Source organism: Streptomyces sp. SUK 48, assembly GCF_009650765.1.
Taxonomy (GTDB): Bacteria; Actinomycetota; Actinomycetes; order Streptomycetales; family Streptomycetaceae; genus Streptomyces.
The window spans coordinates 6453664-6479266 of sequence record NZ_CP045740.1 but is presented as its reverse complement, the minus strand read 5'-3'; the positions used below and the strand labels follow the sequence as shown (position 1 = coordinate 6479266).

General features: G+C 70.3%; 23 protein-coding genes and 1 pseudogene. 2 read left to right on the top strand and 22 right to left on the bottom strand.

Annotated elements, in window-relative coordinates; genetic code table 11:
* Positions 1 to 17: 17 nt before the first annotated feature.
* From GHR20_RS28710 to GHR20_RS28650, 13 genes are all read right to left on the bottom strand, one after another.
* On the bottom strand, positions 18 to 422 hold the full coding sequence (locus GHR20_RS28710) for a roadblock/LC7 domain-containing protein (protein ID WP_037651243.1): 405 nt from the start codon (positions 420 to 422) through the stop codon (positions 18 to 20).
* Positions 419 to 2077: an ATP-binding protein gene (locus GHR20_RS28705; RefSeq protein ID WP_237520028.1), complete on the bottom strand. Its 1659-nt coding sequence runs from the start codon at positions 2075 to 2077 to the stop codon at positions 419 to 421. The genes GHR20_RS28710 and GHR20_RS28705 overlap by 4 nt, the downstream gene beginning before the upstream one ends.
* 316 nt (positions 2078 to 2393) lie before the next feature.
* Positions 2394 to 5246 (bottom strand): DEAD/DEAH box helicase, encoded by a 2853-nt coding sequence (locus GHR20_RS28700; protein ID WP_148027590.1) that lies wholly within the window; start codon positions 5244 to 5246, stop codon positions 2394 to 2396.
* Positions 5247 to 5330: 84 nt separating this feature from the next.
* The gene (tatC, locus tag GHR20_RS28695; protein WP_181516501.1) at positions 5331 to 6272 is read right to left on the bottom strand and encodes a twin-arginine translocase subunit TatC; all 942 of its coding nucleotides are present in this window, start codon (positions 6270 to 6272) and stop codon (positions 5331 to 5333) included.
* Between the two features lie 47 nt (positions 6273 to 6319).
* On the bottom strand, positions 6320 to 6607 hold the full coding sequence (gene tatA, locus GHR20_RS28690) for a Sec-independent protein translocase subunit TatA (RefSeq protein WP_111585216.1): 288 nt from the start codon (positions 6605 to 6607) through the stop codon (positions 6320 to 6322).
* 233 nt (positions 6608 to 6840) lie between these two features.
* A complete protein-coding gene (locus GHR20_RS28685; protein ID WP_111585215.1) occupies positions 6841 to 7035 on the bottom strand; it encodes a hypothetical protein in 195 nt (64 codons plus the stop codon).
* A 64-nt stretch (positions 7036 to 7099) separates the two neighbouring features.
* Positions 7100 to 7393 (bottom strand): hypothetical protein, encoded by a 294-nt coding sequence (locus GHR20_RS28680; protein WP_181516500.1) that lies wholly within the window; start codon positions 7391 to 7393, stop codon positions 7100 to 7102.
* 253 nt (positions 7394 to 7646) lie between these two features.
* Positions 7647 to 8666: a WYL domain-containing protein gene (locus GHR20_RS28675; protein ID WP_111585214.1), complete on the bottom strand. Its 1020-nt coding sequence runs from the start codon at positions 8664 to 8666 to the stop codon at positions 7647 to 7649.
* Between the two features lie 14 nt (positions 8667 to 8680).
* Entirely contained in the window at positions 8681 to 9682 is a 1002-nt protein-coding gene (locus tag GHR20_RS28670) for a WYL domain-containing protein (protein ID WP_111585213.1), read from the bottom strand.
* Between the two features lie 148 nt (positions 9683 to 9830).
* Positions 9831 to 10202, bottom strand: a complete 372-nt coding sequence (locus tag GHR20_RS28665) for an FKBP-type peptidyl-prolyl cis-trans isomerase (RefSeq protein WP_111585212.1) — start codon at positions 10200 to 10202, stop codon at positions 9831 to 9833.
* An 83-nt stretch (positions 10203 to 10285) separates the two neighbouring features.
* Entirely contained in the window at positions 10286 to 11287 is a 1002-nt protein-coding gene (locus GHR20_RS28660) for an FKBP-type peptidyl-prolyl cis-trans isomerase (protein WP_111585211.1), read from the bottom strand.
* A 149-nt stretch (positions 11288 to 11436) separates the two neighbouring features.
* Positions 11437 to 12798 carry a Pup--protein ligase gene (pafA, locus tag GHR20_RS28655; RefSeq protein ID WP_111585210.1) on the bottom strand — a complete coding sequence of 454 codons (1362 nt, stop codon included), beginning with the start codon at positions 12796 to 12798 and terminating at the stop codon, positions 11437 to 11439.
* Positions 12799 to 12807: 9 nt separating this feature from the next.
* Entirely contained in the window at positions 12808 to 14067 is a 1260-nt protein-coding gene (locus tag GHR20_RS28650; RefSeq protein WP_111585209.1) for an MFS transporter, read from the bottom strand.
* A 122-nt stretch (positions 14068 to 14189) separates the two neighbouring features.
* Between GHR20_RS28650 and GHR20_RS28645 the strand changes: the two genes are divergently transcribed.
* Entirely contained in the window at positions 14190 to 15212 is a 1023-nt protein-coding gene (locus GHR20_RS28645) for a LacI family DNA-binding transcriptional regulator (RefSeq protein ID WP_153814801.1), read from the top strand.
* Between the two features lie 57 nt (positions 15213 to 15269).
* On the opposite strand, the gene prcA is transcribed toward GHR20_RS28645, so the two are convergent.
* The 6 genes and pseudogenes from prcA to arc all read right to left on the bottom strand — a co-directional run bounded on the left by prcA (position 15270) and on the right by arc (position 21410).
* Positions 15270 to 16019: a proteasome subunit alpha gene (prcA, locus tag GHR20_RS28640; protein WP_153814800.1), complete on the bottom strand. Its 750-nt coding sequence runs from the start codon at positions 16017 to 16019 to the stop codon at positions 15270 to 15272.
* A 61-nt stretch (positions 16020 to 16080) separates the two neighbouring features.
* Positions 16081 to 16925, bottom strand: a pseudogene (prcB, locus tag GHR20_RS28635) (proteasome subunit beta).
* Entirely contained in the window at positions 16877 to 17476 is a 600-nt protein-coding gene (locus GHR20_RS28630) for an endonuclease VII domain-containing protein (protein WP_194859015.1), read from the bottom strand. Before GHR20_RS28630 ends, prcB begins: the two are co-directional and overlap by 49 nt.
* A 32-nt stretch (positions 17477 to 17508) precedes the next feature.
* Positions 17509 to 17727, bottom strand: a complete 219-nt coding sequence (locus tag GHR20_RS28625; RefSeq protein ID WP_037651273.1) for a ubiquitin-like protein Pup — start codon at positions 17725 to 17727, stop codon at positions 17509 to 17511.
* Between the two features lie 172 nt (positions 17728 to 17899).
* Positions 17900 to 19411 (bottom strand): depupylase/deamidase Dop, encoded by a 1512-nt coding sequence (gene dop, locus GHR20_RS28620; protein WP_343234398.1) that lies wholly within the window; start codon positions 19409 to 19411, stop codon positions 17900 to 17902.
* 232 nt (positions 19412 to 19643) lie between these two features.
* A complete protein-coding gene (arc, locus tag GHR20_RS28615; RefSeq protein WP_111585203.1) occupies positions 19644 to 21410 on the bottom strand; it encodes a proteasome ATPase in 1767 nt (588 codons plus the stop codon).
* 519 nt (positions 21411 to 21929) lie between these two features.
* Between arc and GHR20_RS28605 the strand changes: the two genes are divergently transcribed.
* Positions 21930 to 22232, top strand: coding sequence for a ferredoxin (locus tag GHR20_RS28605; protein ID WP_111585202.1), 303 nt, complete (start codon positions 21930 to 21932; stop codon positions 22230 to 22232).
* 25 nt (positions 22233 to 22257) lie between these two features.
* On the opposite strand, the gene GHR20_RS28600 is transcribed toward GHR20_RS28605, so the two are convergent.
* The 3 genes from GHR20_RS28600 to GHR20_RS28590 all read right to left on the bottom strand — a co-directional run bounded on the left by GHR20_RS28600 (position 22258) and on the right by GHR20_RS28590 (position 25203).
* Positions 22258 to 22836 carry a hypothetical protein gene (locus GHR20_RS28600; RefSeq protein ID WP_153814799.1) on the bottom strand — a complete coding sequence of 193 codons (579 nt, stop codon included), beginning with the start codon at positions 22834 to 22836 and terminating at the stop codon, positions 22258 to 22260.
* 241 nt (positions 22837 to 23077) lie between these two features.
* On the bottom strand, positions 23078 to 23980 hold the full coding sequence (locus GHR20_RS28595; protein ID WP_111585200.1) for a tRNA (adenine-N1)-methyltransferase: 903 nt from the start codon (positions 23978 to 23980) through the stop codon (positions 23078 to 23080).
* Between the two features lie 38 nt (positions 23981 to 24018).
* Positions 24019 to 25203 (bottom strand): site-2 protease family protein, encoded by a 1185-nt coding sequence (locus GHR20_RS28590; protein ID WP_243878145.1) that lies wholly within the window; start codon positions 25201 to 25203, stop codon positions 24019 to 24021.
* Positions 25204 to 25603: the final 400 nt, after the last annotated feature.

Below are 25603 nucleotides of genomic sequence, written 5' to 3'. Positions count from 1 at the left end.
TTGTCGTCGTGGAGGGGTCATACGGTCTGCCCGTCCCGCCGGGGCGGACTGGTGAGGTGGGCGCCGATCCGCACGACGAGGTCGCGCATCATGCCGCTCATCCGGCCGGGTTCGCAGGTGACGTCGGCGAGCACGGCGAGGTAGGCGTTGGCGCCCGCGTTCATCAGATAGAAGTAGCCGCCCTCGATCTCCACGACGACGACCTTCATCTCCCCGGCGCCGGGGATCTCCTGGATGATGGCGCCGGCCAGGCTCTGCACGCCCGCGCAGGCGGCGGCCACCCGGTCGGCGGCGTCGGGATCGCCGCCGTACCGGGCGATGCGCAGCCCGTCGGAGGAGAGCACCACGATCATCTCGATGCCCGGCACTCCGTCGTTGAGCTGCTTGAGCATCCAGTCGAAGTTGCCTCGCTGCTGGATCACTGGACGGTCCCCTCGTCGTCGGCCTCGGTGGGGGCGGCCGAGTCATCGATCAGGTGCAGGTACTTGGTGGGGTTGAGCGTGAAGTCGGTCAGCTCGGGGGCGGTGGCGTCCTCGGGCATGCCCTTGCGCAGTCCGTCGAAGAAGTCGTCGATCCACATGCCCGGCGGGCGTTCGATGAGCTTCCTGCGTTCGGGGTCCATCTCGCACTCGGGCTCGGGTTCCTGGCGGGTCCGGGACCAGATGGTGGGGCGGCCCTCGCGTTCGGCCCGCTCGATGGCGGCCTCCTCGGCCCAGCGCTGGCTCAGCGGGACCTTCACCCGGCTGCGGCGCTGCGGCAGCCCGCCCGCCGTCCACTCGGTGACCTCGGGGACGTCGTCCTCCATGGAGATCCCGGCGGGGATCTTGGGGCTGGTGGGGCGGCGCTTCTTGGGCCGCCGCTTGGGGCCCTCGACGGCGCCGAGCTCGGGCATCGGGATGCCGGTCGCGCCGATGCCGTGGGCGACGCCGACGCCGGGCTCGGTGGTGGTCATCACGCGCGGCACGATGAGGATGGCGCGCAGCCCGCCGTACGCGGAGGTGCGCAGCGAGACCTCCATGTCGAACTGCTTGCACAGCCGCCCGACGACGGCGAGGCCGAGGCGCGGGTTGTCGCCGAGGTTGTGCGCGTCGTCGCCGTTCTTGGCGTCCTCGATCATCTTCTCGATGCGGATCCGGGACTCCTCGTTGAGGCTGACCCCGGCGTCCTCGATCTCGATGACGATGCCCGTCTGCACCTCGACGGCGGTGACGTGCACCTTGGTGGTGGGCGGCGAGTAGCGGGTGGCGTTGTCGAAGAGTTCGGCCGCGGCGTGGATGACCGGCTCGACCGCGGTGCCCTTGATGTTGATGTTGCAGATCGACGCCAGGTGGATGCGGTGGTAGTCCAGGATCCGGGACATGGCGCCGCGCAGGGTGCTGTAGAGGGACACCGGCAGGGGCCACTGGCGGCCGGGACGCCCGCCGCCGAGGACGCCGATGGTGTCGGCGAGCCGGCCGATCAGCGAGCTGCCGTGGTCCAGGCGCAGCAGGTCGTCGAAGACCTCGGGGTTGCGGCCGTGGTCCTCCTCCATCTCCCGCAGCTCCACGGCCTGCTGGTGCACGATGGCCTGGACGCGGCGGGCGATGCTGACGAAGGAGCGCTCGGTGGCGATCCGCATGGTGATCTCGTGGTCGGCGCCGCGCAGCGCGACCCGGGTCATCTCGCGGTAGACGTCGGGCAGGACCCGCAGGTCGGGGTCGGCGTCGTAGACGTTCGCCATGACGTCGCGGAGCATCTCGCCGCGCGAGAGCCGGGCGAAGCCCCACGGCAGGATGTCCTTGGCGAAGCGGTGGATCAGCGCCTCGTGGTCGGCGAGCCGCGCCTGGAGGCAGGCGGTGTCGTGGGCGTGCGCGTCCCGCTCCTCGCGCAGCAGGCGGCCGCGCCGGGCGGCCTCGCCGCCGGTGACCAGGACGAGCAGCACGGCGAGGACCCCGCACAGGCCGACGGCGACCCGGGCCGGCTCCGGCACCAGGGCGACGGCGGCCGCGCTCGCCACGGCCATCACTATGGCGGGCGGCAACAGGACGCGGGCGTAGGGACGTTCCCGGCGACCGGGCGTCTTCGGAACACTCACCATGGATGCCTTCTGGGACGGATCGGCTGGGTGTCGGGAGAGTTTTCGGGGGGAAGATTCATGGCACAGACCGGATCTTCGGCATGTTTGGGAACAAGCGCGCGAATTACCTCAAGTTGGTGCGCTGCGGGCGAGCTTAGTCCGACCGGATCATCGCCGTGTCATATTCAGCGACCGCCTGAAATCCCCCCGGCACCAGGAGTACGCTCGACCCCATTTGCACGCTGAGCTTCCGTTCGAACACGTTCGGTCAAGGTGGACGGGTATACGAAAACCGGCTCACTCCGAGGAGTGAGCCGGTCGGCGCGGAGGTGTCGCGTCAGCCCACCGACGAGTAGGCCACCACGCCCCGCAGCAGCTGGTCGACGGCCTTGCGCGCGGCCTTGGCCACGGTCGAGTCCTCGCGGGGCGCCGCCGCGGAGATCTGCCCCAGCACATCGATCACCTGCTTGCACCAGCGCACGAAGTCGCCCGCGGGCATCTCCGCCTCGCGCAGCACCTCGTCCAGGCCCTTGCCCGACGCCCACATGTAGGCGGCCCAGGCGAAACCGAGATCGGGCTCGCGCTGGCCCACGCCCTCGGTCTGGCTGATCCGGAAGTCCTCCTCCAGACCGTCGAGCCGGCCCCAGATCCGCACCATCTCGCCCAGCGCGGCCTTCGCCTTGCCGGAGGGCACCTTGGGCGCCATCGCGTCGTCGCTGAGCCGCGCCTCGTACACCAGCGCCGAGACGCACGCGGCGAGTTCGGCGGGCGCGAGGCCCTCCCAGACGCCCTCGCGCAGGCATTCGCTGGCCAGCAGGTCCAGTTCGCCGTAGAGCCGGGCGAGCCGCCGGCCGTGCTCGGTGACCTCGCTGCCCCGCAGGTAGTCCAGCTCGGTCAGCAGCGCGACGATCCGGTCGAAGGTCCGCGCGATGGTGTTCGTCCGGCCCTCGATCCGGCGCTCCAGCTGCGAGGTGTCGCGCAGCAGCCGGTGGTAGCGCTCGGCCCAGCGGGCGTGGTCCTCGCGGTCGTCGCACCCGTGGCAGGGGTGCGCGCGCAGGGCGGTGCGCAGCCGGGCGATCTCCCGGTCGTCGGCGGCCCCCGAGCGCTTCTTGCGGGCCCGCTCCGGCGGGATGTGCCCGGCCTTGGAGCGCAGCGCGGACGCCAGGTCCCGGCGCGACTGCGGCGAGCGCGGGTTGAACGTCTTCGGGATCCGCATCCGGTCCAGCGGCTCCACCGGCACCGGGAAGTCCATCGACGCCAGCCGCTTGACCTGCCGCTCGGCCGTCAGCACCAGCGGACGCGGGCCGTCCTGGTGGTCGTAGCCGCGATGCCCGTTCGACCGCCCGGCGGGCAGGCCCGGGTCCAGCACCAGGGCGAGCCCCGCGTACTTGCCCGTGGGCACATGGATGACGTCACCCGGCTTGAGCTTCTCCAGCGCTACGGTGGCCTCGGCCCGCCGCTGGTGGGCGCCCTGCCGGGCCAGCTCGGTCTCCCGGTCCTTCAGCTCACGCCGCAGCCGAGCGTACTCCTCGAAATCGCCGAGGTGGCAGGTCATGGACGCCTGGTAGCCGGCCAGCCCCTCCTCGTTGCGCTGCACCTGCCGGGAGATCCCGACCACCGAGCGGTCCGCCTGGAACTGCGCGAACGACGTCTCCAGCAGCTCGCGCGACCGGTGCCGCCCGAACTGCTCGACCAGGTTGACCGCCATGTTGTACGAGGGCCGGAAGCTGGAGCGCAGCGGATACGTACGGGTGCCCGCGAGACCGGCCAGGTGCTCGGGGCTCATACCGCGCTGCCAGAGCACCACCGCGTGGCCCTCGACATCGATGCCCCGCCGGCCCGCACGGCCCGTCAGCTGGGTGTACTCGCCCGGCGTGATGTCGGCGTGCTGCTCGCCGTTCCACTTGACGAGCTTCTCCAGCACCACCGAGCGGGCGGGCATGTTGATGCCGAGCGCGAGGGTCTCGGTCGCGAACACGGCCTTGACCAGGCCGCGCACGAACAGCTCCTCCACGACCTCCTTGAAGGTCGGCAGCATGCCCGCGTGATGGGCGGCGATGCCCCGCTCCAGGCCCTCCAGCCACTCGTAGTACCCGAGGACGTGCAGATCCTCCGAGGCGATGTGCGCGGTGCGCTCCTCGACCAGGGCCCGGACCCGCTCCCGCGCCTCCTCGTCGTTCAGCCGCAGCCCCGCGTACAGGCACTGCTGTACGGCCGCCTCGCAGCCGGCGCGGCTGAAGATGAAGGTGATGGCGGGCAGCAGGCCCTCGGCGTCCAGGCGCTCGATGACCTCGGGCCTGCCCGGCGTCCACGCCCGCGAACGCTGCCGACGCTCCCGCTCCCGGTCGGCCTCCCGCATGGAGCGCCCCCGGCGGCGGTCCTGGTACGACGGCCGGGTCGCCTCCATCCGCGCGAGGCGCGCCAGGTCGGGGTTGACGGCCTTCTTGTGGCCCTCGCCCTCCTCGAACAGGTCGTACATCCGCCGCCCGGCCAACACATGCTGGAACAGCGGCACGGGCCGGTGCTCGGAGACGATCACCTCGGTGTCGCCGCGGACGGTGTCCAGCCAGTCGCCGAACTCCTCCGCGTTCGACACGGTCGCCGACAGCGAGACCAGGGTCACGGAGGGCGGCAGGTGGATGATCACCTCCTCCCAGACGGCGCCGCGGAAGCGGTCGGAGAGGTAGTGCACCTCGTCCATGACCACATGGCCGAGGCCCAGCAGGGTCTGGGAGCCCGCGTACAGCATGTTCCGGAGCACCTCGGTGGTCATCACGACCACCGGCGCCTCGGAGTTCACGCTGTTGTCGCCGGTGAGCAGGCCGACCTTGTCTGCGCCGTAGCGGCGGCACAGGTCGGCGTACTTCTGGTTCGACAGCGCCTTGATGGGTGTCGTGTAGAAGCACTTCTTGCCCTGGAGCAGGGCGAGGTGGACGGCGAACTCGCCCACGATCGTCTTGCCCGAACCGGTGGGGGCGGCGACCAGCACGCCCTTGCCGGCTTCGAGTGCCTGGCAGGCCGCGATCTGGAAGGGGTCGAGGCCGAAGTCGTACATCTCGCGGAAGGACGCGAGCGCGGTGGCCTGCTCGGCTGCCCGCTGGCGGGCCGCCGCGTACCGCTCGGCCGGGGAGAGATCCTCTGTCATCGTGCTTTCGAGCGTACCGGGCCCCACCGACAACAGGACGATCATTATCCCGAACGTGCGCTGAGCAGAGAAACGCCCCCGGCCCGGGAGAACCCGGTCCGGGGGCACACGCCTCGTCCGCCGTGTGGGTCAGGTCACATCGTCGTAGCCGTTGACGTGGTCCCTGCCCGGCAGCTCGGGGGCGGAGCTCGCGCGCACGGACTCCACCTCGCCGACCGCCTCGGGCGTGAGGTCCAGCTCCGACGCCTCGTCGTCCGACAGACCGTCGTCCGCGCGGCGGGCCCGGCGCCGGTCGTTGAGCAGCGAGAAGGCCACCGCGACGAAGAACAGCGCCCAGATCGGCGCCGCCAGCGCCAGCATCGACATCGGGTCCGCGCCGGGCGTGGCCACCGCAGCGAAGGCGGCGATACCGACGACCATGGCCCGCCACCAGCCGAGCATGCGCTTGCCGGACAGGATGCCCGTCAGGTTGAGCATGACCAGCAGCAGCGGCATCTCGAAGGCGAGTCCGAAGACCACCACCATGCGCGTGACCAGGTCGAGCAGCTTGTCCAGCGACAGCAGGTTCTCCACCCCGGACGGGGTGAGGTCGATCATCACCTTCGCCGTGATGGGCAGCACGTGGTACGCGAGGAAGCCGCCGCCGAGGAACAGCGGCACGCCGAAGCCGACGAACGCGTACGCGTACTTCTTCTCGTTGCGGTGCAGGCCGGGCGCGACGAACGCCCACAGCTGGTAGAGCCAGACCGGGGAGGCCAGCACCACACCGGCGGTCAGCGACGCCTTCAGCGCCAGCGTGAAGGGGCCCAGCAGGTCACCGATCGTGATGTGCGCGCAGTGGGTGTCCTTGCTGGCCTTCGACAGCTCGCCGAAGGACTGGTGACAGCCCACCGAACGCAGCAGCGGCGCGGTGATGAAGTCGATGATGTCCTTGTAGAAGAAGGCGGAGACGATCGTGACGACGACGATCGCCAGGACACCCTTGGTGAGCCGGTTGCGCAGCTCACGCAAGTGATCCCCGAGCGGCATGCGCCCCTCGGGGTCCCTCTCCGTGCGGGCGGACTTGGGCAACCCACATCCTCATCTCGTGCAGCGGACCGGGACCCCCGGTCCTCGCGTCAGCGCTGGGTGGAGTCGGTCGGCTCGTTGACCGGGCGGGAGCTGGTCACATCGCCGGGCGCGGCCTGGATCGTGCGCTGCGCGGGAGTCGGCTCCTCGGCGGGCTGGGCCGAGGTGGCGTTCTGCTTGCCGCCGTCGTCCTTCATCGCCTTGGCCTCGCTCTTCAGGATGCGAGCGGACTTGCCGAGGGAACGGGCCATGTCCGGGAGCTTCTTGGAACCGAACACGAGGACGATGACCAGCACCAGAAGCACCAGGTGCCACGGCTCAAGTGCGTTGCGGAACATAAGTCTTCACCTTCTCACTGAGGCGGGGCGACGGCTTGTCCGACCGATCGGACAGGTGTCCGACCATCGTGCCGGCAGCGATCGTATCGCCCGGGGGTGAACGTCGGACACCGCCCGTGCGTACTCCAGCTCTGCGGACCGCGCCTCGATCTCCGGGCCGCGACCAGCAGCGTACCTGGCCGAAGCGGCAAGGTGACAGGGCGAAGTGACCCAAAGCGCATCACAAGACGACATCACAGGGCGTCCACCGCCCGCCCCACGCTCACCGCCGACCGTTCCAGGTCCTCGGCGGCCCGGTTGATGCGCTGCGCGGAGTCCGCGACCTGTCGCCCGAGGCGCCGCGCCTCCACGAACACCCGGACGGCGAGGACACTCAGGACGGCGAGGCCCAGGAACCCCATGGCTACGGCGAGCATCGGCCAGAACATGACGCCGAGCCTAGACCGTCCGGCGGGCCGCCCCCTACCCGGCCGCACCGGGGGCGGCCGCCGGTCACACGGCCGAGTGGAGCCGCAGGGTCCGCACCCCGCCGTCCGTGAGCAGCTCCACGATGCGCTCCCCGGCCGGCTTGCGGACCGCGGCACCGCAGTCGGGGCAGGTGAAGGAGTAGAACGTGGTCCGGTCGCTGGCGCCGATGGCCAGCCGCAGCGCGCTCGCGGACAGCTCGAAGCGGCCCCGGCAGTCCGGGCAGCCGGCCCGGAACACCACGGGGGCCACGCCCCGCATCCCCGCGAACGCGGTCGCCACCGTCATCCCGTCCGCCTCGGACACCGCGGATTCGTTCACAGCCGTCACTCCTCTTCCGCCGGCCGGACCACCGGCCGGACCACCGGCCGAAGCACCCGCCGATCCATCAGCCGGCCCGCCGACCGGCCGGCGGGCCGATCCGTCGGCAGACCAGGAGACCGGTCCGCAGGCCGATTCGCCGGCAGGGCAGGAGACCGGTCCGCCGCCCGTCCGCCATCCGGCCGCCCGCGCCGCACACGGCAGGCACGGCGGGCACGCCGTAAGGAGCCGGCGGGGCCAGCCGCCCCGCGGCTCATCCGCGCGCCCCCGCGGCGTCCGGCGCCGGGCCGGGCGGGACGTCGTACGCCGCCAGCGCCTCGCCGGCCGCGCGGCGGGCGCTGTCGGCCAGCTCGGGCGGCGAGACGATCCGGCCGTCACGGCCCAGGCGCAGCGCCAGCCGGCGCAGGGAGGCCGGCTCGGGGGTGCGCAGGGTGATGCGCAGCCCGCCGTCGGACAGCTCCTCGGCGCTGTCGTGCGGGTAGTACTCGGCGACCCAGCGGCCGCCGGGCCCCACCTCGATGACCACCTCGGGGTCCTCGGCGGCGGGCTGCACCAGCGCCTCGGACAGGTCGCGCAGCTCCACCTCGGGCGGCGCGGACGGCTCGTCCAGGATGCGGATCTCGGCGACCCGGTCGAGCCGGAAGGTCCGCCGGGCCTCGGAGCGGCGGCACCACGCCTCGACATAGGTGTGGCCGACGCTGACCAGGCGGATCGGGTCGATCTCGCGCTCGGTGACCTCGTCGCGGGCCGGGGAGTAGTAGCGGATCCACAGCCGGCGGCGCTCGGAGATGGCGCGGTCCACGTCCGCGAAGACACCGCCCTCCGACTCGAAGGTCACCGACAGCCGGGAGCTGGCGCCCGCGGCCTCGCCCGCCGCCGTCTCCACCTTGGCGGTGGCCCGCAGCAGCGCCTGCCGGTCGCCCTCGCGCAGCCCCGGCAGGGTGGCCACGGCGCGGGCGGCCACCAGCAGGGCGGTGGCCTCGTCGGCGGCCAGCCGCAGCGGCTCCGCGGCCTCCTCGCCCAGCGCGGCCGGGTTGTGCCACCAGATCCGCTCGCCGTCGGTGTCGATGTCCAGCAGATCGCCGCCGCGGAAACTGGTCCCGCACATCGGCAGCAGATCGAGGTCGGCGACCAGCTCGTCCTCGGTGATCCCGAAGGCGCGGGCCACGTCCGCGATCCGGGCACCGGGCCGCTCGCGCAGATACGTCACCAGGGAGAGCATCCGCCGCGTCTGGTCGATGGCGTTGACCGTCCTGGCCGGTTTGCCTGCCACAGTCCTGCTCCCCCTCAGCCCTTGGCCACGGCACGCAGCCGGTCCACCACGTCGGCCCGCAGCTCGGCCGGCTCCACGACCACCACGTCCGGCCCGAACTCCACCAGCCAGGCGTCCAGGCCATGGCCGTACGGAATCTCCAGCTCGTCCCAGCCGTCCCCGAGCTCCCGCACCTTCGCGGCCTTCGCCCGCAGCGGGTACCCGGCGCCGGACCGCAGCCGGATCAGCGCCGAACGGTCGGCCGTCTCACCGGCCCAGCCCGCCACGGTCTCGCGCACGGTGACCACGTCGGGCACCGGCGCGGTGAAGCCCGTACCGCGCGAGCGGACCCTGCCGGTGATCCGGGACAGCCGGAAGACCCGCTCGGCGCCCCGGTCCCGGTCGAAGCCGGCCAGGTACCAGTGGCCGCGCCAGCACTCCAGCGCCCACGGCTCGACATGCCGGGGCTCGGGGTGGGCGGCGGACGCCTTGCGGTAGTCGAACAGGACCGGGCGGCGGTCACGGCAGGCCAGCATCAGCGGCTCGAAGGCGGCCTCGTGCACCGGGATGCGCGGCTCCAGCGCGGCATGCCCCTCGTAGGGGTCGACCTCCTCGGGCAGCCCGGCCGCGCGCAGCTTCTGCAGCGCGCCGCTGGCGGCACCGGCGAGCCGGGCCTGCTGCCAGACCTTGGCGGCCAGGCCCAGGGCGGCGGCCTCCTCGGCGTCCAGCGTGATGGGCGGCAGCCGGTTGCTGTCGCGGCGGGCAAGATAGCCGACCTCGCCGTCGAGGTTCTCGACGGTCTCGATCACCAGGCCCAGCTCGCGCAGATCGTCCTTGTCGCGCTCGAACATCCGGTTGAAGGAGTCGTCGCTGCCGCTCCCGCCCTTTTCGGACCGCGCGGACGCGCCCTTGTCCGGCCTCGCGGCCTCGACATATGCCTCGATGGAGTCGCGCAGCTCGCGCTTGCTGAGCGGCCGCCGTGCGCCGAGCAGACACAGCGCGAGGTTCATCAGCCGCTCGGCCTTGGCAATGGCCATCGACGCCCTTCGCCTTCTGTTTTGTGCTTCCGACCGTCGACCGTACCGCTCCCGGGCGCGGGGACAAAAGCCGAGGGCCCATGCCCGGACAGGCATGGGCCCCAGACGGTCGGATCCGGTCGGAAACGGCCGATGGCTCGGGTACGGCTCAGACCGCGAGCAGGTCCACCACGAAGATCAGCGTCTCGCCCGGCTTGATCGCCGGGGTCGGGCTCTGGTCGCCGTAGGCGAGGTGGGCCGGGATGGTCAGCTGGCGCCGGCCACCGACCTTCATGCCCTGCACACCGCGGTCCCAGCCCGCGATGACGCGGCCGCCACCCAGCGGGAAGCGGAACGGGGAGTTCCGGTTCCAGCTGGCGTCGAACTCCTCACCGGTGCTGAAGGCGACACCGACGTAATGCACGGTCACGGTCTGACCCGCCTGCGCGACCGGCCCCTCGCCCTCCCAGATGTCCTTGATCTCAAGGTCCTTCGGGGCCTCGCCCTCGGGGAAGTCGATCTCGGGCTTCTCGATGTTCACGTCAAAAGCTCCTGCGTAGGTACGACACGAAACACGGACAGTCTTTCATCCCCACTCCCCCACCACCCCACACGGACACCCCCCTACATCGCGGCCAGGATGTCCACCGTGAACACCAGCGTCGCCCCCTTGCCGACCGGGCTGCCGCTCGGCGGGGTGTCGCCGTACCCCAGCTGAGGCGGCACCACCACCAGCACCCGGCTGCCCACCTTCTTGCCGACCAGCCCCTGCGCCAGCCCCTTGACCGTCTCCTGCATCTGCGCCAGCGAGAACTGGCTCAACCGCCCCGAACCGTACGTCCGCTGGAACGTCTTGCCGCCGTCCCACACCAGCCCCTGGAACTGGCACAGCACCGTCTGATCCGCCTTCAGCTCCGGACCGTCGCCCTCCAGCACGTACGCGGACACCAGCTTGTCCGGCGCGTCCGTGTGCGGCACCTTCACCACCGGAACCGTGCCATCGGTGACCGTGGAGACCTTCGGCAGCGCCGGATCGTTCTGTGCAACGGCCCGGCCGCGCGCCGAACTCTTCGAGTTGAACGAATCGATCACATCGACGACGAACACCAGCGTGTCCGTCCCCTTGATCCCCGCCTGCGGATTGCCCGCCTTGCCGTACCCCCAGGTCGGCGGCACCGCGATCTCCACCCGGCTGCCCGTCTTCTTGCCGACCAGACCGTACCGCCAGCCGTCGATCAGACTGCCCTGCGCCAACTGCATCACCAGCGGCGCATGCCGGTCGTACGAATTGTCGAACACCTTGCCGGTGTCCCAGATCTGCCCCAGATAGTTCGCCTGGACGAAGTCGTTCTCCGCGACCGTACGGCCCGTACCCGGGATCGCCGTCCGCACCGCCAGATTCTTCGACGGCGCACCCGTGCCCTTCGCCACGGTCGGCTTCTCACCGAACCGCGTCCCCGCCGTGATCGCCGGCAGCGGCCCGTCCACGATCTTGGGCGGCGGCGCACTCGGCGCCGAGGGCGACGGAGACGCACCGGCCTTACTCGAACCGGACTTGCCGCCACACCCGGCGAGCGTGACCAGTCCAGCGGGAACGGTGGCGAGAAGAAGCGAACGTCGACGCACGGAAGAGCCTCGTAATCGGTCGGTCTTGCGGATGACGTGCGCGCAACTCTACGACCGACACGGGCGCCGCACACGAAACGCACGACGCGCGTGTGGCGCCGCGGCACACCATCACCACGACGCCACACCCACCACGACCAGCCGGACGGCTACATTCCGGCGATCAGCTTCTCCACCCGGTCGTCCACCGAACGGAACGGGTCCTTGCACAACACGGTCCGCTGCGCCTGGTCGTTGAGCTTCAGATGCACCCAGTCCACCGTGAAGTCCCGGCGCTGCTCCTGCGCCCGCCGGATGAAGTCACCGCGCAGCCGCGCCCGAGTCGTCTGCGGCGGAACCGACTTGCCCTCGAAGATCCGCACGTCATCGCAGACGCGCGCCGCCTGACCCTTCTTCTCCAGCAGGTAGTACAACCCGCGCCGACGGTGGATGTCGTGATACGCGAGGTCTATCTGCGCGACCCGCGGATGCGACATCGTCATGTTGTGCTTGGCCCGGTACCGCTCGATGAGCTTGTACTTCATCACCCAGTCGATCTCGGTCTCGATCCGGTCCAGCTCCTCCGACTCGATCGCGTCCAGGGTCCGGCCCCACAGCTCCAGGACCCGCTCGACCGTCCCCGTACGGATCCCGCGGCGGTCGCAGAAGTCCACCGCCTTGTCGAAGTACTCGCGCTGCACCTCCAGCGCCGACGCCTCCCGGCCACTGGCCAGACGCACCTTGCGCCGCCCCGTGATGTCATGACTGACCTCGCGGATCGCCCGGATCGGGTTCTCCAGGGTCAGATCACGCATCACCGTGCCCGCCTCGATCATCCGCAGCACCAGGTCGGTCGCCCCGACCTTCAGCAGCATCGTCGTCTCCGACATGTTCGAGTCGCCCACGATGACATGCAGCCGGCGGTAGCGCTCCGCGTCCGCGTGCGGCTCGTCACGGGTGTTGATGATCGGCCGGGAACGCGTCGTCGCCGACGACACGCCCTCCCAGATGTGCTCGGCCCGCTGACTCACGCAGTACACGGCACCCCGCGGGGTCTGCAGCACCTTCCCCGCGCCGCACAGCAACTGCCGCGTGACCAGGAACGGGATCAGAATGTCCGCGAGCCGGGAGAACTCGCCGTGCCGCGCCACCAGATAGTTCTCATGGCAGCCGTACGAGTTCCCCGCCGAATCGGTGTTGTTCTTGAAGAGGTAGACGTCGCCCGCGATTCCCTCCTCGTGCAGGCGTCGTTCCGCGTCCACCAGGAGTCCCTCGAGAATGCGCTCGCCGGCCTTGTCGTGGGTGACCAGTTCGATCACATTGTCACACTCGGGTGTCGCGTATTCCGGATGTGAGCCCACGTCGAGATACAGCCGGGCGCCGTTCCGCAGAAAGACATTGCTGCTGCGGCCCCATGACACGACACGGCGGAAGAGGTACCGCGCCACCTCGTCAGGCGACAGGCGGCGCTGTCCCCTGAACGTGCACGTGACGCCGTACTCGTTCTCCAGCCCGAAAATGCGGCGGTCCATGAGGGAACATTACGCCCGATCCGTTGAGCTGAAACGGGGTTCGACAGCACGATTTGGATCATTTTCCGATGAGGCCGCAACCACCGCGCCCCGCACAGGAGCTGCGAGGACCCGCCCCGTCGCCAGCAACACCAGCAACGACACCGCCCCCGCCGCACCCGGCACCGCGAAACCCCACACCGTGCCACCGGCCTGGACCACCGGCCCCGCGAGGCCCGTACCCACCGACGCACCCACCGTGAACGTCGTCACCAGCCACGAGAACGCCTCCGTGACCGTCCCCCGCGGCGCGTGCCGGTCCACCAGGATGAACGCACACGCGATGCACGGCGCCAGGAACACCCCCGACACCACCGACAGCAGCACCATCGCCACCGCACCCGGCATCAGCATCAACGGCAGATAACACACCGCCAGAAGCGCCACCAGCACCCGCAGTCGCCGCTCCGGCACCCCCGCCCACTGCCGCGCCCCGTACACCGAACCACCCACCAGGGCACCCAGCCCCAGCCCCGCCATCAACCAGCCGTACACCGCGTCCCCGCCATGAGCGTCCGCGTACGACACCGACGCCACCGTGATCGAACCCAGCGCCATCCCCACGAACAGGAACGCCCCCAGCAGCACCAGCAACCCCGGCGAACGCAGCGCACCCAGCCAGTGCGCCTCCCGCGGCGCCGACCGCCACGCCCGCGACGGCGCCGACACCACCACCGACAACGCGCCCAGCACCCCCAGCACATTCAGCACCAGCAGCGCCGCCCGCGCGTCCCACACCGCCGCGCACACCGTCACCAGCAGCGGCCCCACCGTGAACATGACCTCCTGCGCCACCGCGTCCATCGCGTACGCCGAGTGCACCTGCTCCTCACCCCGCAGCACCGACGGCCACAACGCCCGCAGCCCGCCCTCCAGCGGCGGCGCGCACAGCCCCGAGGCCGCCACCGCCGCATACGCCACCGGCAGCGAACCGGTGCCCGCGAACGCGAACACCGTCATCGACAACGCCGCCAGCACCGCCGCGGGCAGCTGCACCCGCGGCTGCCCGTACAGATCCACCAGCCGGCCCAGCACCGGCTGCCCCACCGCGTTCGCGACGCCGTACACCGCCGCCAGCGCGCCCGCCAGGCTGTACGTACCGCCCGACGCCCGCACGAACAGCACCAGGGCGATCGCCGCCGTCGCATTGGGCAACCGGCCCAGCAACGTGCCCGTCAGCAGCCGCAGCGCATGCCGCGCCCGGAGTATCTCCAGATAACCCGTGGCCATGTCGCGGCGCCTCCCGTGGCTCGCACCGGGCGCCTCGACGCCCCAAGTGTTACGTATAACTTCCGCTCTCATACGTACCATGTGCGCTGTTCAGGCGTCCAGGCGAAGGAGCAGGCCCACCCGTGGCACGCAGCAGCACGCGACCCACCAGCCGCGACGTGGCCCACGCGGCCGGCGTCTCCCAGGCCGCCGTCTCCCTCGTCCTCGGCGACAAATGGCGCGGCCGCGTCTCCGAGGCCACCGCCGAACGCGTCCGCGAGGCCGCCCGCGCCCTCGACTACCGGCCCAACCTCGCCGCCCGCAACCTCCGCCTCGGCCACACCCGCACCGTCCTCCTCGTCGTCCCCGCCCTCACCACCGAATTCTTCGCCGGCGTCTACACCGGCGCCGCCCGCGTCGCCGCCCAGCACGGCTTCGGCGTCGTCCTCTACCCCTCCCCCGAAGGCATCGGCCCGGCCCGCGACCCCTTCGCCTCCGCCCAGGCCGCCCTCGACGGCGTCCTCGCCTCCTCCATGGCCGCCGACGCCCTCACCGCCATCCGCGGCGACCGCCTCCCCCTCGTCATGCTCGACAGCGACCCCACCGCCAGCCCCGGCGCCGCCACCGTCAACCTCGACATCGCCGACGGCATCCGCCAGGTCGCCGACCACCTCCTCGGCCTCGGCCACCGCCGCATCCTCCACCTCGCCGCCGACGTACCCTCCTGGACCTTCGAAGCCCGCGCCCGCGCACTCACCACCCGCCTCGCCGGCACACCCGGCACCGAACTCAGCACCGCCCGCGCACCCATCTCCATCGAAGACGCCCGCACCGCCACCGAGACCGCCCTCACCACCCCAGGACCCCGCCCCACCGCCATCGTCTGCGACGACGACAAACTCGCCGCCGGCGCCTACAAGGCCGCCCGCCGCCTCGGCCTGCGCATCCCCGACGACCTCTCCGTCACCGGCCTCGACGACCTCGCCCTCGCCACCGCCCTCGACCCCGAACTCACCACCGTCCACCTCGACGCCGAACGCTTCGGCGAACGCGGCATGCACGCCCTCCTCGCCGTCCTGGAAGGCCACGAACCCCAGGGCGACGACATCCCCGTCCACCTCGTCGTACGCGGCTCCACCGCGCCCCCGCAGGCCCCCCGGGACTGAACGCGAAGTGCCCCGGCCGAAACGGCCGGGGCACCCGAGAACCAGGAAGACGGCGGACTACTCCGCGTCGTCGGACTCCTCCGAGCCGCCCGACACCGCGGCCGCGCCGCCCGCCTCCAGCAGCCGCGCCAGCTGACGGCCCACGATCCGCTTGAACTTCCGCTTCTGCGGCCGCGTACGGTCCAGCACCGCGACCTCCAGGCGCTCCGCCGGAATCTCCCGCTCACCGCCGTTCGTGTCCCGCGACAGCGCCTGCACGGCCAGCTTCAGCGCCTCGGCCAGACTCATCCCGTCCTGGTGCCGCTGGTCCAGGAAGTTGCTGATCTGCTCCGCGTTGCCACCCACCGCGACCGAACCGTGCTCGTCCACGATGGAACCGTCGTGCGGCAGCCGGTAGATCTGGTCGCCCTCCGGGGTCTCCCCCACCTCCGCCACCACCAGCTCCACCTCGTACGGCTTCTCGGCCGCCGAGGAGAAGATGGTGCCCAGCGTCTGGGCGTACACATTGGCCAGACCGCGGGCCGTCACATCGTCCCGGTCGTACGTGTAGCCACGCAGATCGGCGTAACGGACACCGCCGATGCGCAGATTCTCGTACTCGTTGTACTTACCGGCCGCCGCGAAGCCGATCCGGTCGTAGATCTCGCTGAACTTGTGCAGCGCGCGGGACGGGTTCTCGCCGACGAACACGATGCCGTCGGCGTACTGCATGACCACCAGGCTGCGGCCACGAGCGATGCCCTTGCGGGCGTACTCCGCCCGGTCGGCCATCGCCTGCTGAGGTGAGACATAGAACGGCGTCGACACCGGTTATCCGTCCCTTTCTGTCATGGTCACTGTGATCATTTCGTCAAGAACCGGGCGGCGCTCAGAGCAGAGCGGCCTTGGGGCCGTCCGGCTCCTCCAGGCGCCGCTGGAGCACCGAACGGGAGATCTCGGATGCCTCTTCCCCGGTGAGCCGGCGGAAACCGTCCTCGGTGATCACGGTGATGATCGGGTAGATCCGGCGGGCGACATCGGGACCACCGGTCGCCGAGTCGTCGTCAGCCGCGTCATAGAGGGCCTGCACCACCAGCGTGGTGGCCTGCTCCTCCGTCAGGTCGTCACGGAACAGCTTCTTCATCGCGCCCCGGGCGAAGACCGAGCCCGAACCCGTCGCCGCGAAGGCGTGCTCCTCGGAACGGCCGCCCGTCACGTCGTACGAGAAGATCCGGCCCTTGTCCCGGTCCACGTCGTACCCCGCGAACAGGGGCACCACGGCCAGGCCCTGCATGGCCATGCCGAGGTTGGAACGGATCATCGTCGACAGCCGGTTGGCCTTGCCCTCCAGGGACAGCTGGGCGCCCTCGACCTTCTCGAAGTGCTCCAGCTCCAGCTGGAAGAGCTTCACCATCTCCACGGCGAGACCGGCGGTGCCCGCGATGCCGACCGCGGAGTACTCGTCGGCCGGGAACACCTTCTCGATGTCCCGCTGCGCGATCACATTGCCCATGGTCGCGCGGCGGTCACCGGCGAGCACCACGCCACCGGGGAAGGTGACCGCCACGATGGTGGTGCCGTGCGGCGCCTCGATCACCCCCTGCGTCGGGGCAGCTGCCGGTTCCCGGGGAGCATCTCCGGCTGGTGCCCGGCGAGGAAGTCCATGAAGGAGGAGGATCCCGGCGTCAGGAAGGCAGCTGGTAGACGCCCGGTGCCACGAGTATTGGCTTCCACGAGTTTCCTTCCAGATAGGCGGCGGCCCGGCGTACGGCGTCGGGATCGTCTCCCAACTTGCCGATGGCCGAATTGCAGTTGAAGCACAGTACGCCACGGACCCTACCCGTCTTGTGACAGTGATCCACATGTGCGGCCGGAGCCTTCAGGCAGATCACGCACAAGCCCCGCTGGGAGGCCACCATCGCATCCCGCTCGGCTTCGGTGAGGCCGTACTGACGCTTGAGGTGGTCCGCGCGCCCCTTCACCGCCCGACATGCCTTGCAGCTCGTCGAGAGGCCGTCGGACGCGCTTGCGTTGCGATGCCATTCACTGTGCGGCTTGATTTCTCCGCAGCTACGGCAGAACTTGTGCTCTTCAGGCGCCTCCACCCGCGGGCGGACGTTCTTCCCCCTGGCCAGTTGGCGGGCCTGATGGTACTTGGAAGCACATTCTCGGCAGTAGCACTGAAGCCCGTCCGGCATCGCCTTGTTCCGCGCGAACGCGGCCCGCGGCCTGTACTGCGCGCACCGCGGGCAACGTTTCACGCTGTCTTCGCTTTCCAACCCCATCCCCCGGAGAGCCTTCGATTCAAAGGTGAAATCTACTCTCCACCCTTCTGAACGAAGGAGCGCACGAAGTCCTCGGCATTCTCCTCGAGCACATCATCGATTTCGTCCAGGACGGAGTCCACGTCGTCCGACAGCTTCTCCTGTCGTTCCTTGAGGTCCTCGGAGGACTGGGCGTCCTGCGCCTGCTCCTCGACCTCTTCGGTGGACCGTGTGGCCTTCTGCTGGCCGCCGCCGGTGTCCTTGGTTGCCATAACCCTCACCCCGCTCAGTTAGCCTGCCGATCGGTGATGATCAGACCCTACAAGCCGGGTCCGACATCGGCCCCGCAGTTCATGCAACGTACGGGGGCCATCTCGATGATTCCCGGGCGGCGGGATTTCCACCCGCCGCCACGGACCGCACCGCGTACTTCCCCGGCCCCGCTCACCCGCCCGACAGGACCCTGACCAGGTCTTCCGCGGTACGGCAGCGGTCCAGGAGCTCTTTGACGTGATTTCGCGTTCCGCGTAGCGGTTCCAGGGTTGGAACGCGCTGGAGGGAGTCCCGCCCGGGGAGGTCGAAGATGACCGAGTCCCAGCTGGCCGCGGCGACGTCGTCGGCGTACTGCTCCAGGCAGCGGCCGCGGAAGTACGCCCGGGTGTCCTCCGGCGGCTTGGTGCGCGCCCGCTCGACCTCGGACTCGTCCAGCAGGCGCTTCATCCGGCCGCGGGCCGCCAGGCGGTTGTACAGGCCCTTCTCGGGCCGTACGTCGGCGTACTGGAGGTCGACCAGGTGCAGCCGGGCGGCGTCCCAGTCGAGGTCGTCGCGGCGGCGGTAGCCCTCCATGAGTTCGCGCTTGGCGACCCAGTCCAGTTCGCCGGCGAGGCTCATGGGGTCGTTCTCCAGCCGGGTGAGGGTGTCCTCCCAGCGGCTGAGGACGTCCCTGGTCTGCTCGTCGGCGTCGGCTCCGTGGCGTTCCTCGACGTATTTGCGGGCCAGCTCGTAGTACTCCATCTGGAGCTGTACGGCGGTGAGTGTGCGCCCGCTGCGAAGGGTGACCAGGTGCTTGAGGCTGGGGTCGTGGGAGACCTGGTGGAGGGTGCGGACCGGCTGGTCCACGGCCAGGTCGACCGCGATGAAGCCGTCCTCGATCATGGCGAGGACCAGGGAGGTGGTGCCGAGTTTGAGGTAGGTGGAGATCTCCGAGAGGTTGGCGTCGCCGATGATCACGTGCAGGCGGCGGTACTTCTCGGCGTCCGCGTGGGGTTCGTCGCGGGTGTTGATGATGGGGCGCTTGAGGGTGGTCTCCAGGCCGACCTCGACCTCGAAGTAGTCGGCGCGCTGGCTCAGCTGGAAGCCGTGTTCGTGGCCGTCCTGGCCGATGCCGACGCGGCCGGCGCCGGCGAAGACCTGGCGGGAGACGAAGAAGGGCGTCAGGTGGCGCACGATGTCCGAGAACGGGGTCTCGCGCCGCATGAGGTAGTTCTCGTGGGTGCCGTAGGAGGCGCCCTTGTTGTCGGTGTTGTTCTTGTAGAGGTGGATGGGCTGGGCGCCGGGGAGCTGGGCGGCTCGTTCGGCGGCCTCGGCCATGATGCGTTCGCCGGCCTTGTCCCACAGGACGGCGTCGCGGGGGTTGGTGACCTCGGGGGCGCTGTATTCGGGGTGGGCGTGGTCGACGTAGAGTCGCGCGCCGTTGGTGAGGATCACGTTGGCGAGGCCGATGTCCTCGTCGGTGAGCTGGCTGGCGTCGGCGGATTCCCGGGCGAGGTCGAAGCCTCGCGCGTCGCGCAGCGGGTTCTCCTCCTCGAAGTCCCAGCGGGCCCGGCGGGCCCGGTGCATCGCCGCCGCGTAGGCGTTGACGATCTGGGACGAGGTGAGCATGGCATTGGCGTTGGGATGGCCGGGGACGGAGATGCCGTACTCCGTCTCGATGCCCATTACTCGCCGTACGGTCATGCGGCCCTCCTTGCCCGGCGGCGCCCTCGGTGATGGGTGCCGCTCACGTACCGCTGGCGCTCCGGTGCGTGTGCGGTGCCCGTGCCCGCACTGCGCGACTCGGCGGTAGGAAAGAGCCTAGAACGCCTTTGCGCTGGTGGGGAGATCATTTGCGTCATTGCCTGCTCCGGTCGTGGCCGGAATAGCAGTCGGCTGCGGGTGCCCGTGGTGGGCACCCGCAGCCGCCCTGCTTTTACAGGTACTGACCGGTGTTCGCCACCGTGTCGATGGAGCGTCCGGTGTCCGCGCCCTGCTTTCCGGTGATGAGGGTGCGGATGTAGACGATCCGTTCGCCCTTCTTTCCGGAGATTCGGGCCCAGTCGTCGGGGTTGGTGGTGTTGGGCAGGTCCTCGTTCTCCTTGAACTCGTCCACGCATGCTTGGAGGAGGTGGGAGACGCGGAGGCCCTTCTGGGTCTTTTCGAGGAAGTCCTTGATGGCCATTTTCTTGGCGCGGCCGACGATGTTCTCGATCATGGCGCCGGAGTTGAAGTCCTTGAAGTAGAGGACTTCCTTGTCTCCGTTGGCGTAGGTGACTTCCAGGAAGCGGTTTTCCTCGGATTCGGCGTACATCTGCTCGACCGCGGTCTGGATCATGGCCTGGACCGTGGCGTTCTTGTCGCCGCTGTGTTCGCCGAGGTCGTCCGTGTGGAGGGGGAGTCGCTCGGTGAGGTACTTGCCGAAGATGTCCTTGGCGGCCTCGGCGTCGGGACGTTCGATCTTGATCTTCACGTCGAGGCGGCCGGGGCGCAGGATGGCGGGGTCGATCATGTCCTCGCGGTTGGAGGCGCCGATGACGACCACGTTCTGCAGGCCCTCGACGCCGTCGATCTCGGCGAGGAGCTGCGGGACGATGGTGTTCTCGACATCGGAGCTGACGCCGGAGCCGCGGGTGCGGAAGAGGGACTCCATCTCGTCGAAGAAGACGATGACGGGGGTTCCTTCGCTTGCCTTCTCGCGGGCTCGCTGGAAGACGAGGCGGATCTGGCGTTCGGTTTCGCCGACGTACTTGTTGAGGAGCTCGGGTCCCTTGATGTTGAGGAAGAAGCTCTTGCCGGCGGCCTGGCCGGTGACTTCGGCGACCTTCTTGGCGAGGGAGTTGGCGACGGCCTTGGCGATGAGTGTCTTGCCGCAGCCGGGGGGGCCGTAGAGCAGGACGCCCTTGGGCGGGCGCAGCTCGTGCTCCTTGAAGAGGTCGGGGTAGAGGTAGGGCAGTTCGACGGCGTCGCGGATGGCCTCGATCTGGTTGCCGAGGCCGCCGATGGCTTCGTAGCCGATGTCGGGGACTTCTTCGAGGACGAGCTCCTCGACCTCGCTCTTGGGTACGACTTCGTAGACGTATCCGGAGCGGGGTTCGAGCAGGAGGGCGTCGCCGGGTCGGATGGTGACGTCGAGGAGGGGTTCGGCGAGGCGGACCACTCGTTCTTCGTCGGTGTGTCCGAGGACGAGGGCGCGTTCGCCGTCCTCGAGGATCTCCTTGAGGGTGACGATGTCGCCGACGCGCTCGTACTGCATGGCCTCGACCACGTTGAGCGCTTCGTTGAGCATGACTTCCTGGCCGCGCCGCATGTCGTCGAGTTCGACGCTGGGGCTGACGTTGACGCGGAGCTTGCGGCCGCCGGTGAAGATGTCGGCGGTGCCGTCCTCGTTGGCTTGCAGGAAGACTCCGAAGCCGGCCGGCGGCTGGGCGAGCCGGTCGACTTCTTCCTTGAGGGCCACGATCTGGTCGCGGGCCTCGCGGAGGGTGTTGGCCAGTCGTTCGTTCTGGGCGGACACGCCGGCCAGGTTCGTCTGCAGCTCGACGATCCGCTCTTCGAGAATCCTCGTGTGTCGCGGAGAGTCGGCGAGCTTGCGGCGCAGGACGGCGATCTCCTGCTCGAGATAGGCGATCTGCCCGGCCGGGTCGTCGGACCCGCGTCCCGGGCGGATGCCGCGGTTCATGTCGTCGTCGTGGGCTGCCACGGTCCTCACCTCCTCCAAGGGGAGCTGGACGCTTCCAGACCCTACCTGGGTGGGTGTCGATTGAAACCCCTAGATCACAATGACTGTCAAGGTGTGTCGTCGGTCACCCGGTGCGCACTCCCTCGCACGGAGTGGATACCCACTCAACGTGATGGGGAAGCCGCTTGTTCCTTGGTTGGCGCGGTCGAAACCCTTCGGGAGTGGCCGGAGTTGTCGGCTCCGGGCCGGGTGGGCGGGTTGTTGGGCAGGCCGGGGACCGCTCGTACGGTCATCACGTAGAGCGACGGTGTGGCCTGGCGGTGTCATGGCGGGTGTGGCTGGAAGTGTGCGTCCGGGGTCTGGAGCGTCCTGTCTCTGGTCGAGCGCTCGTACCCGAGCCGGTGGGCGCGGAAACCCGTGGGCGGCCGGAGGCGGCCGGTTCGGGGGGCGGGGGTAGGGTCGGGCGTGTTCGACTGCCGCTGGTGTGGTCCCGGTCGGTGTGTGCCGTGCCGGGGGTGCGGCGTACCGATGTCAGGAGAGGTGACCGTGCAGCAGGAGGCCCCGTCCGGTGAGGCGCTGGAGGTGTGGATCGACCAGGACCTGTGTACCGGCGATGGGATCTGTGTCCAGTACGCCCCGGAGGTGTTCGAGCTGGACATCGACGGTCTGGCCTATGTGAAGGGCGCGGACGACGAGCTGCTCCAGGAGGCGGGGGCGGTGACGCCGGTGCCGTTGCCGTTGCTCACGGATGTGGTGGATTCGGCCAGGGAGTGTCCTGGTGAGTGCATCCATGTGCGCAGGGTTTTGGACAGGGTGGAGGTTTATGGTCCGGACGCGGAGTGAACCGCGTTTTTCGGACGTGGCGTCGTCAGACGCTGTGGGCCCCGGCCGGGGTGGTGCGCAGGAAGGCTTTGCCGTTCCAGTGCCATGCGGCCGGGGTTTTCGTGTCCGGGCAGCAGCGGGGTACGGCCTCGGAGGAGTAGCCGAGCAGGGTGGCGCTGACGGTGCCGGTGTGCAGGGCGAAGTCGGTGACGGTGAGCCGGTCCTTGGGGTCGACGAGGGTGGCGACGACGCGGGGGGTGTGGCCGTCGGCGGCGCGGGTGAGGACGTAGACGCCGTCGGGTGGGGTGCCCATGGCGCTGTCGCAGCGGACGACGGCGGCGGTTTCGGGCCGGCCGTCGCCGTCGAGGTCGCCGGTGGCCTTTTTGACGACGATGGCCTTCTCGGGTCCGCAGTCGAGCGGGAAGGTGACGCCGGTGGTGGCGGGGGGCGCGGCCATGGTGCCGGGGGCGGCTTTGGTGGCGGTGGCGGGCTGGGCGGCGGTGGCCGGTCCGGGGTGGACGAGGGAGGAGAGGGCCAGGACGCCGGCGACGGCGGTGGCTGTGGCGAGCCAGTGGATGGGGCGGGTGTGGGTGTGGGCGAGCTCCGGAACGGCGGATTGCTGCACGAGGAGTGTCTCCTGTGAGGGCTGTGCCGGGGGGTGTGGCCTGCATGGTGCCACACGTCACAGGGCGTGGGAACGGCGGGGTCGGGATTCCCGGTGGTGGCGGGCCCGCGGGGGGGGGGGGTGACGTGCCGGTGGGCCGGGAGTCTGCTGCCCTGTCAACGCGTGGGCGCCGTGGCCGAGTTCCCGGGTCGGTCGGGGAACTGGGTCACGGCGCCCTGGTGTTGTGCGGGGTGCGGGTGGCTCAGCGGGCGGTGCCGCCGTCGGCGTTGGGTCCCGCGTAGTCCTCGCCGTAGGCGCCCTTGGCGGGGCGGCGGCGGCGCATGGGGGGCTCGACGCCGTCGGCGAGGCGGCGGGCGGTGAGCAGGAAGCCGGTGTGGCCGATCATGCGGTGGTCGGGGCGGACGGCGAGGCCCTCGATGTGCCAGTTGCGGATCATGGTCTCCCAGGCGGTCGGCTCGTTGAAGCAGCCGATCTCGCGGATGGATTCCACGGTGCGCGCGAGCTGGGTGGTGGTGGCCACGTAGCAGCACAGGATGCCGCCGGGGACGAGTGCCTTGGAGACGGCTTCGAGGCATTCCCAGGGGGCGAGCATGTCGAGGATGACGCGGTCGACGTCGGTGTCGGACAGGTTGTCCTGGAGGTCGCCGACGGTGAGCTGCCAGGCGGGGTGGGGGCCGCCGAAGTAGCGTTCGACGTTTTGCCGGGCGATGTCGGCGAAGTCGTCGCGGCGCTCGTAGGAGTGCAGCATGCCCTGGTCGCCGATGGCTCGCAGCAGGAAGCTGCTGAGGGAGCCGGAGCCGACGCCGGCCTCCACGACGCGGGCGCCGGGGAAGATGTCGGCGAAGGCGAGGATCTGCCCCGCGTCCTTCGGGTAGACGACGGCTGCCCCGCGGGGCATGGAGAGGACGTAGTCGGGGAGCAGGGGGCGCAGCGCGAGGTAGGCCACGTTGCCGGTGGTGCGGACAACGCTGCCCTCGGGAGCACCGATCAGTTCGTCGTGCGGGAAGGAACCCTTGTGGGTGTGGAAGTTCTTTCCGGCTTCGAGCGTGAACGTGTAGTGGCGGCCCTTGGGGTCGGTCAGCTGTACCTGGTCCCCGACCTTGAAGGGCCCGCGCCTGCGGGCGGCACCGGTCGGTTCGGACATGTGACCAGACTACCGGCAGCGGGGCGGGCCGCCGACCACTAGCTGGGGCGGGCCATGGCCTTGACGAAGGCGCGTTCCACGTCGGCGGCGGAGAGGACGCCGTAGATCTCGCCGGTGTTCTCGACCACGAGGTATTCGGTGGCGGGGGCGGCGCGCAGGGCGTCGAGGAGTTCTTCGCCGGAGAGTTCGGCGGAGACGCGCATGTCGTCGGTGAGGTCCTGGGCGAGGCCGCTGACGGGGACCCAGGGGCGGCGGTGTTCGGGTACGCCGACGATGGCGGATTCGCGGACCAGGGAGAGGGGGTGGCCGTCGGCGTCGACGACGACGAGGGCGCGGGCGCCCGCGGCGTTGGCGCGGCGCAGGGCTTCGGAGAGGGGGGTGTCGGTCTCGACGGGGACGGCGCGGCGGGTGAGGGTGCGGGCGCGCAGTTCGGGGAGGTGTTCGCGGAGCCTGGCCATGCGCAGGCTGTTGCCGGCGCCGGTCCAGATGATCGCGGCGAGGATGGCGGCGAGCAGGGCGTCGGTGACGGTGTCCATGCCGCCGGTGTCCTCGGTGCCGCCGCCGAGGCCGCCGGAGGAGTTGAGCAGGGGCAGTCCGACGAGGACGGCGACGGCGAGGGCGCGGCCGACCCAGGCGGCGGCGACGGTGCCGCTCATGGGTTTGCCGGTGATCTTCCAGACGACGGCGCGGAGCATGCGGCCGCCGTCGAGGGGGAGGCCGGGGAGCAGGTTGAAGGCGGCCACGATGAGGTTGGAGACCATGAGGCCGGCGAGGAGGACGCCGGGGACGGTGCCGGGCTGCACGGGTTTCATGGCGAGGTAGAAGAGTCCGGCGAGGACGAGGGAGAGCAGCGGGCCGACGAAGGCCAGGACGAATTCCCGGCCGGGTGTCTCGGCTTCCTTCTCGATCTCGGAGACGCCGCCGAAGAACTGGAGCTGGATGCGACGGACGGGGAGTTTGAAGCGGATCGCGGCGACGGTGTGGGCGAGTTCGTGGACGAGGACGGAGGCGTAGAAGGCGACCGCGAAGAACAGGGACACGAGGTAGCGGGCGGCGCCGAGTTCGGGCAGGACGCGGTCGAGTTGTCCGCCGAAGACCCAGGTGATCAGGGCGGCGACGAGGAACCAGCTGGGCGCGACGTACACGGGCACGCCGAAGGGGCGTCCCATGAGGATGCCGCCGCCGGGTTCCTTGGGGGGGCGCGGGGGTTCGCCCTTGGCCATGCCGGGGCCGGTGGGGGTTCGGTGTGGGGTTCGGTGTGGGCGAGGGTGCGGTGGGCTTCGGGGTCGGGGTGGGGGTGGGGCTCGTGGTGCGGGGCGGCGGGGGACGCGGTGTCGTCGTCGGCCGGAGTGTGCGCGGGACGCGTCCCGGCCTCGTCCGCCTCGTGCGTCCCGCCCTCGTGCGGCCCGGTTTCCGGCGTGGCCGGCTCGGCGGGGCCGGGCGTCTCGCCCTCGGGCTTCTCGGCGCGGGCGGTTTCGGGGCGGGCGGCTTCCGGGCCGGGGGTGCCGGTGGCGGCGGGGTCCGTGTCGGGGCCGTCTTCCGTCGGTGCCGGGGCCTCGGGGGCCTGCGGCGGGGGCGTTGGGACTGCGGGGTGCTCGGTCGGCTGGTCGTCGCCGGACCGCG